Origin of the sequence: Sphingomonas panni, assembly GCF_022664435.1 — a bacterium.
GTDB lineage: Bacteria > Pseudomonadota > Alphaproteobacteria > Sphingomonadales > Sphingomonadaceae > Sphingomonas > Sphingomonas panni.
On record NZ_JAKREU010000009.1, the window covers coordinates 91,064 to 106,209 of the forward strand.

The window sequence follows — 15,146 nt, forward strand, 5'->3', positions numbered from 1 at the left end:
CACCACTCGCTTGCGCGAGCGGTCCCCCTCCCCGTGCCGGGGAGGAGCTTGGTTCAGATCGCCGCCAGCGCCTGTTCGAAATCGGCGATCAGGTCGTCGGCATCCTCGACCCCGATCGAGATGCGCACGAGATTGTCGGTGATCCCCAGCGCCGCCTTGCGTGCATCGGGCACCGACAGATGCGTCATCCCCGCCGGATGGCTCGCCAGCGTTTCGGTGCCGCCGAGGCTCACCGCCAGCTTGGCGATGGTCAGCGCGTCGAGGAAGGCGAACGCCTCGCGCTCGCCGCCCTTCAGGTACAGCGAGAAGGTCGATCCGCCGCCGGTGCAGTGGCGGGCATAGATATCGGCCTGGCGTTCCATGCCCTTGGCGTCCTTCAGGAAGCCGAGATAGCCGACGCGCTCGACCTTCGGGTGGTCGCGCAGGAAGGCGCAGACCTTTTCGGCATTCTCGCCCGCGCGGCTCATGCGCAGTTCGAGCGTCTCGAGCGAGCGCAGCAGCATCCACGCCGTGTTCGGGTCGCAGATCGTGCCGATGGTGTTGCGCATCGATCGGATGGTGTTGATGTGCGCCTTCGATCCCAGCACGCCGCCCGCGACCAGATCGCTATGCCCGCCGGCATATTTGGTCAGCGAATAGACGACGAGGTCGGCGCCATGCTGCAACGGCTGCTGCCACAACGGCCCGAGGAAGGTGTTGTCGATCGCGATCGGCGGCTTGTCTTGCGCAGAGCCGAACACCGCGTCGCGGGCGGCCGCGACCGCTTCGATATCGACCAGCGCGTTGGTCGGGTTGGCCGGGCTTTCGAGATAGATCAGCGGCACGCGCCCTTCCGCCTTGCGCAGCACCGCCTCGATCTCGTCCTGCGTCGCGCCGGCCGGGAAGTCGAGATAGTTGACCCCGAAGCGCCCCAGCACGCGGCCGATCAGCGTCTCGGTCGCGGCATAGAGCGGGCCGGAATGGATGATCGTGTCGCCCGGCTGGACCATTGACAGGAACAGCGTGGCGATGGCCGACATGCCGCTGGAAAAGACCAGCGCGTCCTCCGCCGCTTCCCAGACGCCGAGGCGGTCTTCGAGGATTTCCTGGTTCGGGCCGTTGAAGCGCGAATAGACGAGGCCCTCCGCGCCGCCGGGACGCTTGCCGGTCACCCCTTCGAAATGGCGCTTGCCCGCCGCGGCGTTGGGGAAGACGTAGGTCGAGGTCGCGAAGATCGGGGGTTTCAGCGATCCTTCGGACAGGACCGGGTCATAGCCATGGCCCATCATCAGCGTGGCGGGCTTCAGCCGGCGTCCGCCGACCGTGTCGACCGGAGGCTTGGGGCGGCGGCGCGGCGGAACGCCGGTCAGGTCGGCTTCGGTTTCGTCGGTCACGAATCTCTCCTATTTTCGGAAGAGCCTAACGATAGTTACGAAAGAAACCAACTCGCCCGATCACCCCAACGCGTCACCCCAGCGCAGGCTGGGGTCTCCCTGTGGCAGGCGCACCGCTGGAGCCGGGAAAGACCCCAGCCTTCGCTGGGGTGACTCTATAGACCGGACACAGCCCACCCGTCATTCCGTCGAAGGCCGGAATCCATGGATGGTGTGACGTTGCGACAGGATCGCCAGCACCCGACACGATGGATGCCGGCCCGCGCCGGGATGACGAAAGGGTCAGGGTTGCGCCAACCCGATCACCGACAACTGCCGCCCATAATCCGCTTCGCCGCGATGCGTCGCGCGGCGGAAGCTGAAGAAGCGGTCCTCCTGCGCATAGGTGTCCTGCCCCAGCGCCTCGATCCGCCGCACGCCTGCTGCCGCCAGACGATGGACGACATAGGCCTCGAGGTCGAACCGGGCATGGCCGGGGCGGTTCTCGGCAAAGAAGCGCTCATTTTCGGGATCGGTCGAACAGAAGCGTTCGACGAAGCCCATATCGACCTCATAGCTCGCCCGCGCGATGCACGGGCCGACGGCGGCGGCGATGCGGTCGGCCCGCGCGCCGAGCTTTTCCATCTGGGCGATGGTCGCATCGGTCACGCCGGCCAGCGCGCCCTTCCACCCGGCATGGGCAGCCCCCACGACGCCGGCTTGCGCGTCGGCGAGCAGCACCGGCGCGCAATCGGCGGTCAGGATGCCGAGCAGGATGTTCGGCCGTTCCGTGACCATCGCATCCCCCTGCGGCCGTTCGCCATCGGGAAAGGCGGTGAGGACGCGCACGACCGAAGCGGAATGGACCTGATACAGCCCGCACAGCGCCGCGCCGGGTAGCACCGCGTCGACGACCCGCGCTCGATTCTCGGCGATGGCGGCGGGATCGTCGCCCGATCCCAGCCCGGTGTTCAGCCCGGCGACGACTCCCGTCGACACCCCGCCGCGCCGCCCGAGAAAGCCATGCGCCACGCCGTCCAGCGCCTGTGCGCGCAACACCTCGACCGTCATAGCGCCACCCGCATCACGTCATCCTCGTCCCGGTGGTTGCCGACCATGAAGTCATAGGTGCCGACCCGTTCGAACCCATAGCGTTCGTAGAAGCGCCGCGCACGGTGGTTGTCGACGAATACCGACAGGAACAGCTCGTCCGCGCCCGTCGCCCGCGCCTTGGCCAGCATATGCTCCATCAGCGTCGCGGCAAGGCCGGTGCCCTGAGCTTCCTTACGGAGATAGAATTGGCGCAGCTCGATCGGCCTGCCGGTGGGTTCGAACGGCAGCGACGGCGGGCCGAGCTTGGCATAGCCGACCGCCTCGTCACCGGCCATCGCCAGCACGACGTGATAGCGCGGGTCGGACAATTCGCCCTCCCACGCCGCGACCGTGAACTTCGCGAGGAAGGCGGCAAGGTCGTCGGGGTGATAGAGATGGCCGAAGGTGTCGGTAAACGTCTCGGTCCCGATCTTCACCAGCAGCGGCGCATCGGCGACGGTCGCGTCGCGCAGGGTCGGCGTCATGCCGCGAACCCCGCCGGCACCGGCCAGCCGGGCGAGGTGATCGCAATCGCCTTGAACAGCGTGCCCATCTGTTCCTCCTCCACCAACCGGTCGCGATCGGCGCGCAGCGATTCGGCGCGTTCGGGCCTTCGCGTCGCAAGCGCTTCGGTCCGCGCGTCGATGCCCAGCGCCTTCAGCAACGCGCCCTGATCGACCGGGCCATAGGCGACGGCATCCTCGGCCCGCGCCGCTTCGATCAACGTGCCGAAATCGACATGCGCGGTCAGGTCCTGCTCGCCCGGATCGTCATAGGGATTGACGAAGCCATGCCCGCGCACCGCCTGCAACGTATCGCCCAGCGCGGGGCCGGCATAGCCATAGTCGATGACGATCGCGCAGCCGCCCTGGGCGACGATCCGCTTCGCCAGTTGCCGCATGATCGCCACCGCGGCGGGGGCGGTTTCCAGCACCGATCCCACGGCCGCGTCGCGAAACTGATACGGGATGATCGGATCGAAGCCGCGCTGGCCCATCACCGGCAGGAACAACGTATCCTGACACGTGACCAGCCGCTCCCGCCAGCCGTCCGCCGTCTTCACCAGCTGTCGGATCGGCAGCGCGTCAAAGAATTCGTTGGCGACCACCAGCAGCGCGCCGTCTTCGGGCAGACCGACGGTATCGACTGCCCATTCCGCCTGCGGCACGCGCTTCGCCTGTTCGTCGCGCAGGGTGGGGCTGGTTTCGATCAGGTGCACCGGCGGCGTGCATCCCGCCGACGCCATCGAACGCAGCGCATCGGCGGCGAGCGTGCCCCGGCCGGGACCGAACTCGACATAGCGTGCCGCCGGGCGCCCGGCCCGGTCCCAGCTGTCGGCTAGCCCCAACCCGATCAGCTCGCCGAACATCTGGCTGATTTCGGGTGCGGTGGTGAAATCGCCGTTCGCGCCCAGCGGATCGCGCGTCGCATAATAATGTGCGTTGGCGGCACCCATGAACTGGGCGAGGCTGATCGGCCCGGCCAGCGTGATCGCGCGGGCCAGCCGTTCGGGCAGCGCAGGGTCGGCGGCGGTGACGACGGGTTCGGTCAAGCCACGCTCTCCGACCCCGCGATCGGTTCGACGCGCACCCGGCGGCGCTTCGACGTGACCATCAGGTAGATGCCGATCGCGATCATCGGCAGGGTCAGCCACTGGCCCATGTGCAGGCCGGTCGCCTGGGCGAATTCGACCAGCTGCGCGTCCGGCTCGCGCCAGAATTCGATGATGAAGCGCGCGACGCCGAACCCGGCCATGCCGGTGCCGAGCAGGAAGCCGGGCTTGTACCGCGCATCGGTGCGCCAGAAGAGGAAGGACAGGATCAGGAACAGGATCAGCCCTTCGCCCAGTCCTTCATAAAGCTGGCTGGGGTGGCGTGCCGGGTCGAGTCCGCCGGGCACGGTGCGCGGGAACACGATCGCCCAGGGTGCGTCGCTCGGCTTGCCCCACAATTCGCCGTTCACGAAATTGGCGATACGGCCGAGGAACTGGCCGATCGGCGCGACGCAGGTAACGTAATCGGCGACGCGCAGGGGGCGCAGGCCATGTTTGCGCGACAGCCACCAGATGCCGAGGATCAGCCCGACCATGCCGCCATGGAACGACATGCCGCCATCCCACAGCCGCAGGATCTTGATCGGGTTGGCGAACATTTCGGGCGCATAGAAGATCGCATAGCCCAGCCGCCCGCCAAGGATGATGCCGAGCGTCGCGTAGAAAACGAAGTCGTCGGCGTGACGCCGCGCCATCGGCGCGCCCGGCTGGTCGAGCAGCTTGAGCAGATACCACCATCCGGCGAGGATGCCGGTGATATAGGCCAGCGAATACCATTTCAGCTGGAAGAAGCCGAGGTCGAGCGCGACCGGACTAAGCCCCAGATCGACATAGCGGATATGGCCGGCGGCCATGCCGACTTCGCCGGTGGCGGCGGCGAGGGTGGATAGGATCAAGGGAATAGGCTCCGGCTGTGGTGCCGGGCGTAATATCGGGGTTGGCGGGTGAGGGGAACCACCGACCGTCATTCGGGAACCCGGGGTGGGCGGACCGGCACATGGGGGGAAGCGCCTTGGTCCGCCCGGATTGAAGCGCGAACGCATCGGGTGGCTCTACCCCTGCAGACGCCGTGCCAGTTCAATGCTCTTGCGGTTTTCCGGCATCGGACTGGTTAACGTCGCGCACACCAACGGGGCGGGTGTAAACATTCCCGACAGCATGGCGGGGCGCAAAGATTACGCTTGTAAACGAAATGACCACGGGTGTAGTCATTGCTCATGGCCGAACGAATCAGCGATGCCGAGCACGCCGTGATGGAAGTGCTCTGGGACAGGAACCCGCTCACCGCGCAGGAGGTGGTCGAACGCGTCGCCCCGGCGCGGGGCTGGACCGCGAACACCGTCAAGACCCTGCTCGGCCGGCTGCTGGCCAAGGACGTGGTCGGCGCGGAGGAGGACGGGCGGCGCTATCGCTATCGCCCGCTGGTCGCGCGCGAGGAATATGTCGCGGGTGAGTCGCAGCGGTTCATCGACAAGCTGTTCGGCGGCAGCCTGACGCCGCTGGTCGCGCATCTGGCCGAACGCGACCAGCTGAGCGCGAAGGAAATCGACGAGATCGAGGCTCTGTTGAAGGCGCTGAAACAATGATCGGATGGGCGGTGGAGACGATCGCGGCGACCACGCTGCTGATGCTGCTGGTGCTGATGTTGCGCGGCCCCGTCGCGCGACGCTTCGGTCCGCAGGCGGCCTATGCGCTCTGGGCGCTGCCGGCGCTGCGCATGATCCTCCCGCCCATCCCCGAAAGCTGGCGTCCGGTGGAGTTCCACCCGATCGGCGCGGCGACCGAACCCGGCATCATCATGCTGGGCGTGCCGGTCGCCGAGGTGCCCGCCCTGCCACAGGGTTGGGGCATGGCCGACGTGCCGCTGATCGTCGTCGCGTTGTGGCTGCTGGGCGCGGTCGCGTTCGTCGCGTGGCATATCGTGCAGCATCAGCGTTTCTGCGCGAAGGTGCTGGCATCGGGCCGGGCCAGGGGCGTGGCGGGCGGCCATGTCCGCATGATCGAGACGCGCCATGCCGCCGGGCCGCTCGCCTTCGGGGTGATCCATCGCTACGTCGCGATGCCGGTCGATTTCCGCGAACGCTATGACGAGCGGGAACAGGCGTTGGCGCTGGCGCACGAGCTGGGCCACCATGCGCGCGGCGACCTGCTGGCGAACTGGGTCGCGCTGGTCGTGCTGGGCTGCCACTGGTTCAATCCGGTCGCGTGGCGGGCCTTCCGCGCATTTCGCGCGGACCAGGAAATGGCGTGCGACGCGATGGTGCTGGCCCGCGCCACGCCGGGCGTCCGTCACGCCTATGCCACCGCCATCGTCAAGTCCGCGCATGGCCAGGGGCTGTCCGCCGCCTGCCATCTGCACAGTGTCAACGAACTGAAAGGGAGACTCATCATGTTGTCGAAGCACCGGGTGATGTCGCCCGCCACCCGCCGCGTTGCCGGCGGTGCGACGCTGGCGCTGGCCATCGTCGGTCTGGGAATGACCGCGTCGGGGACGAAGGCGGCGGAGACGATCCGTTCGAAGGTCGAAACCGCGACCGGCGTCGACATCGCCCAAGTCGAGGCGCAGGCCGCCGACGTCCTCGCTCCCGTAGCGGCGATCGTCCCGGCGCAGGCGGCGACGCTGCCGGTGATCGCGGCCGAGCCGGCACCCGAGACACAGCCGACGGTGCCAGCCACCGTGGCTACCCCGAAAATCATCGTCGTTCCCGCCGCATCGGGCCTGAGCGCGCAGTCGAAGCCCTCCGCAGCCGGTGCCAAGCCCCGTCAGTTCACGATGCGCAGCGACGATGGCGTGCGCAAGATCGTCGTCCAGCGTTTCGACGCCAACGGCAAGCTGCTGGGCCAGACGGTCAACGACATTCCTGAAATCCAGGTCAAAACTGCCGATTGCGGCCCCGGCAACCCCCAGCAGACCAGCATCACCCGCACCGAAGGCGGCAAGCAGGTCACCGTCATCTGTTCGGACCGCATCCGCATCATCACCCGCGACGCCGAATTCCGTGCCGGACAGGGCGTGAAGATGGCGGAGCTGGCCATGGCCCGCGCCATGCAGGGCGAGGCTCGCGCTGCGCAGGGCCAGGCACAGGCCATGCAGGGTGCCGCCTATGCCCGGCAGGGATTGCAGGCGGCGCTGGCCGGACTGCGTTCCGCCCGGGCGTCGATCGTCGCGAACGGCGACATGCCGGCGGGTGCGCGGACCAGCGCGCTGCAGGGCATCGACGACAGCATCCGCGAAGTGCAGGCCGAACTCTCCGCAAAGCAATAATCCGGGTTCGCGGACGTTCTGCCCCGTTCGTCCGCGACAGGGCCGGTCGGCACCATGCCGGCCGGCCCATCGTCTTGCCCATCTGCTTGCATCGCGCCCGCCCGACCGCCATCTGATACGGTAATGGCTGAATATCCCCCCGGCATCGCCCAGCCGCTCGAACCGCTGGTGACCCGCGTGCTGGCGCGCAACGCATCGCCCTATACCCATAGCGGCACGCAGAGCTTCGTCGTCGGCGGCACCGGCGCAGTCGCGATCATCGATCCGGGGCCGGTCGACGATGTGCATCTCGACGCGCTGCTGGACGTGGTCGGCGACCGGCAGGTCGCGGCGATCCTGTGTACCCATACCCACCGCGATCACAGTCCGGCGGCGCGCCCGCTGGCGGAGCGGACCGGCGCACCGATCATCGGCTGCGCCGCGCTGACGATGGACGATGCCGGCCCGCGCGCCGATGCCGCATTCGATGTCGACTATCGTCCCGACCGGGTGCTGGGCGATGGCGAGGTGTTGGCGGGCGATGGCTGGACGCTGGTCGCGGTCGCGACGCCGGGCCATACCTCGAACCACCTCGCCTTCGCCCTGCCGGAAACGGGCGCGTTGTTCAGCGGCGATCATGTCATGGGCTGGTCGACGACGATCGTCTCGCCGCCCGATGGCGACATGGGCGATTACATGGCCAGCCTCGACAAGCTGCTGGGGCGTGAGGACCGGGTCTATTACCCCGCGCATGGCGATCAGGTCGACAATCCCCGCCGGCTGGTGCGCGGGATGCTGGGCCATCGCAAGCAGCGCGAGGGACAGATCGCCCGCGCCATCGAACGCGGCACCCATGACGTGCCGACGATGGTCGCCGGCATGTATGTCGGGCTGCATCCGAAACTGCTGGGCGCGGCGGAGCGGTCGGTGCTGGCGCATCTGATCGACATGGAACGGCGCGGGATGGTGCGACGGGAGGGCGCGACATGGCATCGCATGTAAGGCCGCAGGCAGTCCGGCTGGCGGTGGCGGTCGTCGTCCTGCTGGCGCTGGGCGTCGGCGGCTGGATCGGGTGGCAGCGCTATCAGGAACGCTACACCGTCACCACCGAGCCGGACAGCGGACAGGCGGTCACCCGGATCATCACCGCGCGGCTGTCGGGGGCGAGTGCGCTCAAGGTCGCGTCGCTCAGCGGCACGTTGCAGGCCACGGCCAGCGACGTGCGCGGCTTTGGCTGGCTGCGCAGCGATCAGGTGGTCAAGATGCCCTATACGGTCGATTATTTCGTCGATCTGGGCGGGATCGGCGAGGGGCAGTTGAGCTGGTCGGCCGATACGCGGACGCTGGTGGTCGACGCGCCCGACGTGACGGTTGCGAAGCCGAACATCGACGAGGCGGGGCGGACGCTCAGCGAAACCCACGGGATGATCGTCACCCGCGACGCCGCCGCCGCGCTGGCGCAGCGTGTGTCGGCGGTGGCGCAGGGCCGTGCCGAGCGCGAGGCGCGCAGTCCCGAACGGCTGGCACAGGCGCGCGAACTGGCGCGGGCCAGTCTCGCCCGCGTGCTGGCCGCCCCGCTCGCGGCGGCGGGTGAGGGCGATGTGCGGGTCGTCGTGACCTTCCCGGCGGAGCGCGGCGTGCGCAATGCCGAACGCTGGGACGTATCCGCGCGGCCGGCCGACGTGTTGGGCAATCGGCGGTGATTTGCGGCCCTTTGTGCAACGGAGGGGCGGATGTCCCGCTTGCGGTGCGGTCGGGACCGACCTAGGGGCAGGGCCACAGGGAGACGATGATGAACGCGCGCACCGAATTGCCCACCGGCACCGACCTGCTGGCCGAAATCGACCGGCTGCGCCGTGAGCGCAACGCCGTCATCCTCGGCCATTATTACCAGAAGCCCGAGATTCAGGACCTGGCGGACTTCGTCGGCGACAGTCTCGACCTCAGCCGCAAGGCGGCGGCGACCGATGCCGATGTCATCGCCTTCTGCGGCGTGCGCTTCATGGCGGAAACGGCGAAAATCCTGTCGCCCGACAAGACGGTGATCCTGCCCGACATGGATGCCGGCTGTTCGCTGGAGGATAGCTGTCCGCCCGAACAGTTCGCCGCCTTCCGTGCGCAGCATCCCGACCACATCGCGCTGACCTATATCAACTGCTCGACCGAGGTGAAGGCGCTCAGCGACATCATCGTCACCTCGTCCTCGGCGGAAAAGATCCTGGCGCAGCTGCCCGCCGACCAGAAGGTGATCTTCGGTCCCGACCGCAATCTCGGCGGCTATCTGATGCGCAAGACCGGGCGTGACATGCTGTTGTGGCCGGGCGTCTGCATCGTCCACGAAGCGTTCAGCGAAACGGAACTGCTCAAGCTGAAGGCGCAGCACCCCGGCGCCCCGGTCGCGGCGCATCCCGAATGCCCGGCGATCATCCTCGACCATGCCGATTATGTCGGGTCGACCAGCGGCATCCTCGATTATGCCAAGGCGATGGCCGGCGACACGCTGATCGTCGCGACCGAACCGCATATCATCCACCAGATGGAAAAGGCGGTGCCGGAAAAGACGTTCATCGGCGCACCGGGCGCGGACGGCAACTGCAACTGCAATATCTGCCCGTATATGGCGCTCAACACGCTGGAAAAGCTTTATATCGCGCTGCGCGACCTGTCGCCGCGGATCGAGATCGAGGAAGGGCTGCGCGTCAAGGCGAAGGTATCGCTCGACCGGATGCTGGCGATGGCGAGCGGCACGGTCGGGCTGGGCGATCTGGGGCCGCTGCGCGTAAGCTGACCCATAGCCGCACGTCACCCCGGCCTTGCGCCGGGGTCCCGCTTCTTCTTCTACGATGCGCGGTCTGCCTTACCGCCCCAGCCAGTGCCGCACGCCACCGCGCGACAGCCCGGTGAGCGTCCCGACGACCACCAGCAATGCCGCGGCGAGGACGGCCAGCGCCACCAGCGTCGCGGCCTGTCCGCCCGCCGCCCAGATCGCCGCCAGCGCCCACAGGAACACCAGCGCATAGGGCGGACAGCCGCGCGTCGCGATCAGCGCCGCCGCGGCGATTGCGCCGGCAACGACCAGCAACAGCGCCGAAACCAGCGGCGCGGACGCTCCGGCATCGATCCCGTGGAAGCGCAGCGACGCGGCGATGTTGACGATCGACGCGACCGTCAGCCAGCTGGCGAGCGCGGTCAGCGGCAGCGCGGCGGACCAGCGCTCTCCGGCGGAAAAGCCGTGCGGCCAGCCGGCAAAGGTCCTGAGCGTCGCGAGCAGGCAGGCGAGCGTGAACAGGATGATGATCGCCGAGGGAAAGCTCAGCCCGAACAGCTGCGTATAGGCGGCCCAGAGCGCATTGCCGAGAAACGCGCCCGAGGCGGGCATCCGCAGCCGTGCGAGCAGCGGATTGCCGCGTTGCTTCGGCAGTGCCTGATACACCGCAAAGACCAGCGTGCCGGTATAGAGCGCGCCCCAGATCGCGAATGCCCAGCCGGCCGGCGTCACCAACGTGCGCACCATGTTCGACTGTTCGCCGATGCTGCGCCCGATGCCGATGGCCGGCAGGAGCGGGGTCAGCAGCTGCGATACGGTGCAGAGGATCGGGATGGCGCGGGCGAGCGGCGACGCATCGCTGGTTCTGAGGGCACGGGTCGGCATGTCCCTGCAAACTCGTTACGCGGCGTTCGGTTGCCGGAGACGGAAACCGTTCGATCCGGGCTTTCGGAGCCGGGACGCTTGCCCCCTTGCCGTATCCCCGCGCAGGCAGGGATTCAGGGTTGCAGGCGCCAACCGCTCCCCAAATCCGTCATTCCCGCGCAGGCGGGAATCCATAGACACTGCCGGTTCGGCTGGAGTCGCAACGTCGGCGTCTATGGACTCCCGCCTTCGCGGGAGTGACGATTGCGATTGCGATTGCGATTGCGATTGCGATTGCGATTGCGATTGCGATTGCGGAAGAGGTGCCCTTTACCGCTCCAGCGCGTTCAATGCCGCGACAAACGCCCGCGCGCGTTCGCCGACCGTCGCCGCGTCCATGCCCGGCACGTACAGCGCCGAACCGAGGCCATAGCCCGCCGCGCCCGCCTTGTGCCAATCCTCCAGCACCGACGGCACGATCCCGCCGACCGGCAGCATCCTGACGTCGCGCGGCAGGACGGCGCGCATCGCCTTCAGCACGACGGGGCTGGCGGCTTCGGCGGGGAACAGCTTCAGCGCCGCCGCACCCGCCTCCAGCGCGGCAAAGGCTTCGGTGGGGGTGGCGATGCCGGGCATGGCGACCAGCCCGCGCTCGGCCGCCGCCGCAATGACGGCGGTATTGGCGTTGGGGGAGATGATGAGCGTGCCGCCCGCCGCCTCGACCTGCGCGACCTGATCGACGCTCAGCACGGTGCCCGCGCCGACGACGGCATAGCCTTCCAGCTTCTTCGACAGGCGGGTGATGCTCTCATAGGGATCGGGCGAGTTCAGCGGCACCTCGACGATGGTGAAGCCGGCGTCGAGCAGCGCGTCGCCGATGGCTTCCACCTCGTGCGGCTGTACTCCGCGCAGGATCGCGACGAGGGGGCAACGGGCAAAGGCGGCGTCGAAGGCGGTCAGGTGGCTCATGCGGACAACTTTCGAATCTGGGTGATGCCGGCGATAAAGGCTGCCTCGCACCCGCTGGCAAGGGCGCGACCGCCCAGCGTTTCGATCGCGGTGGCGTAGAGGGTGGCGAGATCCCCATCGGCGACGAGATGGACGTCGCGTCCCCCGCCGATCCGTGCGGCGACGTCGCTGCCGATCAGCACGCCGCTGGCATAGGAGGCGGCGTCCGCATCGCTGCGCAGGCCCAGGACATGGGCCGCGCGAACGCCGAACAGGCTGGCGGCAAGGTCACGCTTCGCCCCTTCGCGCACACCCTCGCGATACGCATCGCCGGCGGAGACCGGCGCGGTAAGCTGCGGGGCGAGCACGCCGCCGCCCTTCAGCAGCGCGAACAGCTCGCCGGTCATCGCGGTGGTAAAAGCGGAGACCTTGCCCCCGGTCAGCTCGACCCATTTGCAATGGGTGCCCGGCTGGCACAGCAGCGCATCGGCGGGCACCTGTCCGGCGAGCGCTGCGCCGAGCAACTGTACTTCCTCGCCGCGCATCACGTCGCCATGGTGGCCGTCGGTGAAGGACAGACCCGGCACGATCGCGGTGCGGTCGTCGATCCATGTCAGTCGCGCGGCGATGTCGGCGATATCGGCCGGCACCGCGACGTACGGCGCGACGCGCCAGCCGATGGTCGATCCGACCATGCCGGCCATCAGCGCCGGCAGGTCGCCCAGCTCGGCGCGGATCGCCGCCAGTTCGGCCGGATAGGCGTCGGCCGGGGTGGTCGACACCCCCTGCGGGCTGCGCAGCGTGGCGGCGATGCGCCCGTCCTCGACCCGGTAAGCCCGCCGGTTGGTCGTGCCCCAGTCGATGGCGATGAACGGGCTCACCACCATGTCGCGTACAGCGCGATGAGGATCAGGACGACGCCCAGGCTGGCGATGTTGAACCCGGTCGAAGTGTTGAAGCGCACGCCCTCCATCGTGATCCGGTCGGCATCCCCGCGTCCCTTGATCGCCAGCGACAGGACGATGGCGAGGCCGAGGCTCAGCAGGAACACGATCCCCATCCGGTCCATGAACGGGATGCCCGGTGCGACGGTGCGCAGCAGCCACGACAGCACGACCGAGGCGATCGCCGCGCCGATCGCACCCGCTTCGGTCGCGCGCTTCCAGAACAGGCCGAGCAGGAAGATCACGGTGATGCCCGGCGTGAAGAAGCCCGAAAATTCCTGGATGAACTGGAACGCCTGGTCCGCGCCGCCCAGCAATGGCCGTGCGGCGACGATCGCGATCAGGATCGCGATGGTGGCGGCGATGCGGCCGATGCGGACCAGCTTGCGCTCTGTCGCCTTGTCCATCGCGCCGCTCTCGCTGGTGCGCTTGGCATAGAGGTCGAGGGTGAAGATCGTCGCGATCGAATTGATCTTGGACGCGGTCGACGCGATGATCGCGGCGATCAGCGCGGCAAAGACGAGGCCCAGCAACCCGGAGGGCAGCAGCCGCATCATCGTGGGGTAAGCTTCGTCGGGCTTGGCGAGATCGGGGGCCAGCACCACCGCGGCGATGCCCGGCACCACGATCACCAGCGGCATCAGCAGCTTCAGATACGCGGCGAACACGATGCCCTTCTGCGCCTCGGGCAGCGATTTCGCGGCGAGCGCGCGCTGGATGATATATTGGTTGAAGCCCCAATAGCTGAGGTTCGCGATCCACATGCCGCCGATCAGGACCGACAGGCCGGGCAGATCCTTGTAGAAGGGATTGTCGGCGGTCAGGATCATGTCGAACTTTTCGGGCGCGCGGCGACCGAGTTCCGCAAAACCGCCCAGCACGCCCGCATCGCCGCCGATCTGCGACAGGGTCAGGTAGGAGATGGTCAGGCCACCGAACACCAGCAGCGTCACCTGCACGATATCGGTCAACGCCACCGCCTTCAAACCGCCGCGCAGCTGATACAGGAGTGCGAACAGGCCGAGGCCGACCAGCGCCACCGTCTGGTCGACGCCCGCGACCTTGGTGACCGCGATCGAGCCGAGCCAGATGATGCTGGTCAGGTTCACGAACACGTACAGCGCCAGCCAGAACACCGCCATCAGCGTGCGGATCGACGGGCCGTACCTTTGTTCGAGGAACTGCGGCATCGTGTAGATTTCGTTGTGCAGGAAGATCGGCAGGAAGAATTTGCCGACGATCAGCAGGGTCAGCGCCGCCATCCATTCATAGGAGGCGATGGCCAGACCGATCTGATAGCCCGACCCGGCCATGCCGACGATCTGTTCGGCGGAGATGTTGGCCGCGATCAGCGACGCGCCGATCGCCCACCACGGCAGCGACTTGGACGCGAGGAAGTAATCGGACGAATCCTTTTCCTGCCCGCCCTTGTCGCGGCTGACCCATTGGGCCAGACCGAAGATGCCGATCGCGTAGATCACGACCACGATCAGGTCGATCGTCGACAGACGCATGCTATTCCTCCCCCGCCCACTGGCGCTTTGGGTATGACAATTATACGATGAATGGCGAGTGTCCAGCACGAAGCGGCAACAAGGGGGAGAGAGACGGACCATGGCGGCGCGGATGACCGGGATGCCCGGCGGCAATCTGACGCGGGCGACGCTCGACACGCTGGGGCGTGCGATCGTCACCGGCGAATATGACGAGCGCCCGTTCCCGACCGAGGCCGATATCGGCAAGGCGCATGGCATCAGCCGGTCGGTCACGCGCGAGGCGGTGAAGATGCTGACCGCGAAGGGATTGGTGAGCGCCCGCCCGCGACAGGGGACGGTGGTCCGCCCGGCATCGGCGTGGAACCTGTTCGACCCCGATGTGCTGCACTGGCTGCTCGACCGCAAATTCTCGGTCGAATTGCTGCGCCAGTTCAACCAGCTGCGCGTGGCGATCGAGCCGGAGGCGGCGGCGCTGGCGGCAGTGGCGGCGGACGACGACGATCTGGCGCGCATCGCGCAGGGACTGGCGCGGATGGCGGCGGCCGAACGTGGCGAGGATGACGCGCTCGATTCCGATATCGAGTTCCATGTCGCGATCCTGCTGGCGGCGAAGAACCCGTTCTACGCCCAGTTCCGCGAGATGGTGTCGACCGCGCTCAACACCTCGATCCGTTTCACCAACACCATCGTCGGTCGATCGGCCAGCGTCGCGCAGCACGCTGCCGTCGCCGACGCGATCGCCGCCCGCGATCCCCATGCGGCACGCGCCGCGATGCGCGCGCTTATCGGCGACGTGCTGGAGTTGATCGAGGATCGCGGGGAGGGGTAGGCGACCGGCCCGTACCTCCGCGTCCTCTGACCGTCATTCCCGCGCAGGCGGGAATCCA

The 15,146-nt window shown here is 67.8% G+C and carries 15 protein-coding genes; 6 read left to right on the top strand and 9 right to left on the bottom strand.

Annotation, left to right across the window (positions count from 1 at the left end; genetic code table 11):
• Positions 1 to 53: 53 nt before the first annotated feature.
• The 5 genes from MF609_RS16180 to lgt all read right to left on the bottom strand — a co-directional run bounded on the left by MF609_RS16180 (position 54) and on the right by lgt (position 4,892).
• Complete coding sequence (locus tag MF609_RS16180; protein ID WP_242417183.1) at positions 54 to 1,373, bottom strand: cystathionine gamma-synthase family protein; 1,320 nt, start codon at positions 1,371 to 1,373, stop codon at positions 54 to 56.
• Positions 1,374 to 1,655: 282 nt separating this feature from the next.
• Positions 1,656 to 2,423 carry a peptidoglycan editing factor PgeF gene (pgeF, locus tag MF609_RS16185; RefSeq protein WP_242417184.1) on the bottom strand — a complete coding sequence of 256 codons (768 nt, stop codon included), beginning with the start codon at positions 2,421 to 2,423 and terminating at the stop codon, positions 1,656 to 1,658.
• The gene (locus MF609_RS16190) at positions 2,420 to 2,929 is read right to left on the bottom strand and encodes a GNAT family N-acetyltransferase (protein ID WP_242417185.1); all 510 of its coding nucleotides are present in this window, start codon (positions 2,927 to 2,929) and stop codon (positions 2,420 to 2,422) included. Before MF609_RS16190 ends, pgeF begins: the two co-directional genes overlap by 4 nt.
• Entirely contained in the window at positions 2,926 to 3,996 is a 1,071-nt protein-coding gene (locus MF609_RS16195; RefSeq protein WP_419723108.1) for a class I SAM-dependent methyltransferase, read from the bottom strand. Before MF609_RS16195 ends, MF609_RS16190 begins: the two co-directional genes overlap by 4 nt.
• Entirely contained in the window at positions 3,993 to 4,892 is a 900-nt protein-coding gene (lgt, locus tag MF609_RS16200) for a prolipoprotein diacylglyceryl transferase (RefSeq protein WP_419723109.1), read from the bottom strand. The genes MF609_RS16195 and lgt overlap by 4 nt, the downstream gene beginning before the upstream one ends.
• Positions 4,893 to 5,213: 321 nt before the next feature.
• On the opposite strand from lgt, the gene MF609_RS16205 reads away from it, so the two are divergent.
• The 5 genes from MF609_RS16205 to nadA all read left to right on the top strand — a co-directional run bounded on the left by MF609_RS16205 (position 5,214) and on the right by nadA (position 10,028).
• Positions 5,214 to 5,582 carry a BlaI/MecI/CopY family transcriptional regulator gene (locus tag MF609_RS16205; RefSeq protein WP_242417186.1) on the top strand — a complete coding sequence of 123 codons (369 nt, stop codon included), beginning with the start codon at positions 5,214 to 5,216 and terminating at the stop codon, positions 5,580 to 5,582.
• A complete protein-coding gene (locus MF609_RS16210; RefSeq protein ID WP_242417187.1) occupies positions 5,579 to 7,261 on the top strand; it encodes a M56 family metallopeptidase in 1,683 nt (560 codons plus the stop codon). The genes MF609_RS16205 and MF609_RS16210 overlap by 4 nt, the downstream gene beginning before the upstream one ends.
• A gap of 123 nt (positions 7,262 to 7,384) precedes the next feature.
• Entirely contained in the window at positions 7,385 to 8,242 is an 858-nt protein-coding gene (locus MF609_RS16215; RefSeq protein WP_242417188.1) for an MBL fold metallo-hydrolase, read from the top strand.
• Entirely contained in the window at positions 8,227 to 8,943 is a 717-nt protein-coding gene (locus tag MF609_RS16220; RefSeq protein ID WP_242417189.1) for a DUF4230 domain-containing protein, read from the top strand. The genes MF609_RS16215 and MF609_RS16220 overlap by 16 nt, the downstream gene beginning before the upstream one ends.
• Positions 8,944 to 9,032: 89 nt before the next feature.
• Positions 9,033 to 10,028 carry a quinolinate synthase NadA gene (gene nadA / locus MF609_RS16225; protein WP_242417190.1) on the top strand — a complete coding sequence of 332 codons (996 nt, stop codon included), beginning with the start codon at positions 9,033 to 9,035 and terminating at the stop codon, positions 10,026 to 10,028.
• A gap of 69 nt (positions 10,029 to 10,097) precedes the next feature.
• Here the strand turns inward: nadA and MF609_RS16230 are convergent, their stop codons facing one another.
• The 4 genes from MF609_RS16230 to MF609_RS16245 all read right to left on the bottom strand — a co-directional run bounded on the left by MF609_RS16230 (position 10,098) and on the right by MF609_RS16245 (position 14,277).
• The gene (locus tag MF609_RS16230) at positions 10,098 to 10,892 is read right to left on the bottom strand and encodes a hypothetical protein (protein ID WP_242417191.1); all 795 of its coding nucleotides are present in this window, start codon (positions 10,890 to 10,892) and stop codon (positions 10,098 to 10,100) included.
• A gap of 309 nt (positions 10,893 to 11,201) precedes the next feature.
• Positions 11,202 to 11,840 carry a 2-dehydro-3-deoxy-6-phosphogalactonate aldolase gene (locus MF609_RS16235; RefSeq protein WP_242417192.1) on the bottom strand — a complete coding sequence of 213 codons (639 nt, stop codon included), beginning with the start codon at positions 11,838 to 11,840 and terminating at the stop codon, positions 11,202 to 11,204.
• Entirely contained in the window at positions 11,837 to 12,706 is an 870-nt protein-coding gene (locus tag MF609_RS16240) for a 2-dehydro-3-deoxygalactonokinase (RefSeq protein WP_242417193.1), read from the bottom strand. The genes MF609_RS16235 and MF609_RS16240 overlap by 4 nt, the downstream gene beginning before the upstream one ends.
• The gene (locus tag MF609_RS16245) at positions 12,697 to 14,277 is read right to left on the bottom strand and encodes a sodium/sugar symporter (RefSeq protein WP_242417194.1); all 1,581 of its coding nucleotides are present in this window, start codon (positions 14,275 to 14,277) and stop codon (positions 12,697 to 12,699) included. The genes MF609_RS16240 and MF609_RS16245 overlap by 10 nt, the downstream gene beginning before the upstream one ends.
• Positions 14,278 to 14,377: 100 nt before the next feature.
• On the opposite strand from MF609_RS16245, the gene MF609_RS16250 reads away from it, so the two are divergent.
• Positions 14,378 to 15,088: a FadR/GntR family transcriptional regulator gene (locus tag MF609_RS16250; RefSeq protein WP_242417195.1), complete on the top strand. Its 711-nt coding sequence runs from the start codon at positions 14,378 to 14,380 to the stop codon at positions 15,086 to 15,088.
• The last annotated feature ends 58 nt before the right edge of the window (positions 15,089 to 15,146 follow it).

Excerpts from the sequence above, each read along its gene's own strand:
- pgeF (WP_242417184.1), bottom strand. The coding sequence starts at position 2,423 with ATGACGGTCGAGGTGTTGCGCGCACAGGCGCTGGACGGCGTGGCGCAT.
- MF609_RS16190 (WP_242417185.1), bottom strand. The coding sequence starts at position 2,929 with ATGACGCCGACCCTGCGCGACGCGACCGTCGCCGATGCGCCGCTGCTG.
- MF609_RS16205 (WP_242417186.1), top strand. The coding sequence starts at position 5,214 with ATGGCCGAACGAATCAGCGATGCCGAGCACGCCGTGATGGAAGTGCTC.
- MF609_RS16210 (WP_242417187.1), top strand. The coding sequence starts at position 5,579 with ATGATCGGATGGGCGGTGGAGACGATCGCGGCGACCACGCTGCTGATG.
- MF609_RS16215 (WP_242417188.1), top strand. The coding sequence starts at position 7,385 with ATGGCTGAATATCCCCCCGGCATCGCCCAGCCGCTCGAACCGCTGGTG.
- MF609_RS16220 (WP_242417189.1), top strand. The coding sequence starts at position 8,227 with ATGGCATCGCATGTAAGGCCGCAGGCAGTCCGGCTGGCGGTGGCGGTC.
- nadA (WP_242417190.1), top strand. The coding sequence starts at position 9,033 with ATGAACGCGCGCACCGAATTGCCCACCGGCACCGACCTGCTGGCCGAA.
- MF609_RS16230 (WP_242417191.1), bottom strand. The coding sequence starts at position 10,892 with ATGCCGACCCGTGCCCTCAGAACCAGCGATGCGTCGCCGCTCGCCCGC.
- MF609_RS16235 (WP_242417192.1), bottom strand. The coding sequence starts at position 11,840 with ATGAGCCACCTGACCGCCTTCGACGCCGCCTTTGCCCGTTGCCCCCTC.
- MF609_RS16240 (WP_242417193.1), bottom strand. The coding sequence starts at position 12,706 with ATGGTGGTGAGCCCGTTCATCGCCATCGACTGGGGCACGACCAACCGG.
- MF609_RS16245 (WP_242417194.1), bottom strand. The coding sequence starts at position 14,277 with ATGCGTCTGTCGACGATCGACCTGATCGTGGTCGTGATCTACGCGATC.
- MF609_RS16250 (WP_242417195.1), top strand. The coding sequence starts at position 14,378 with ATGGCGGCGCGGATGACCGGGATGCCCGGCGGCAATCTGACGCGGGCG.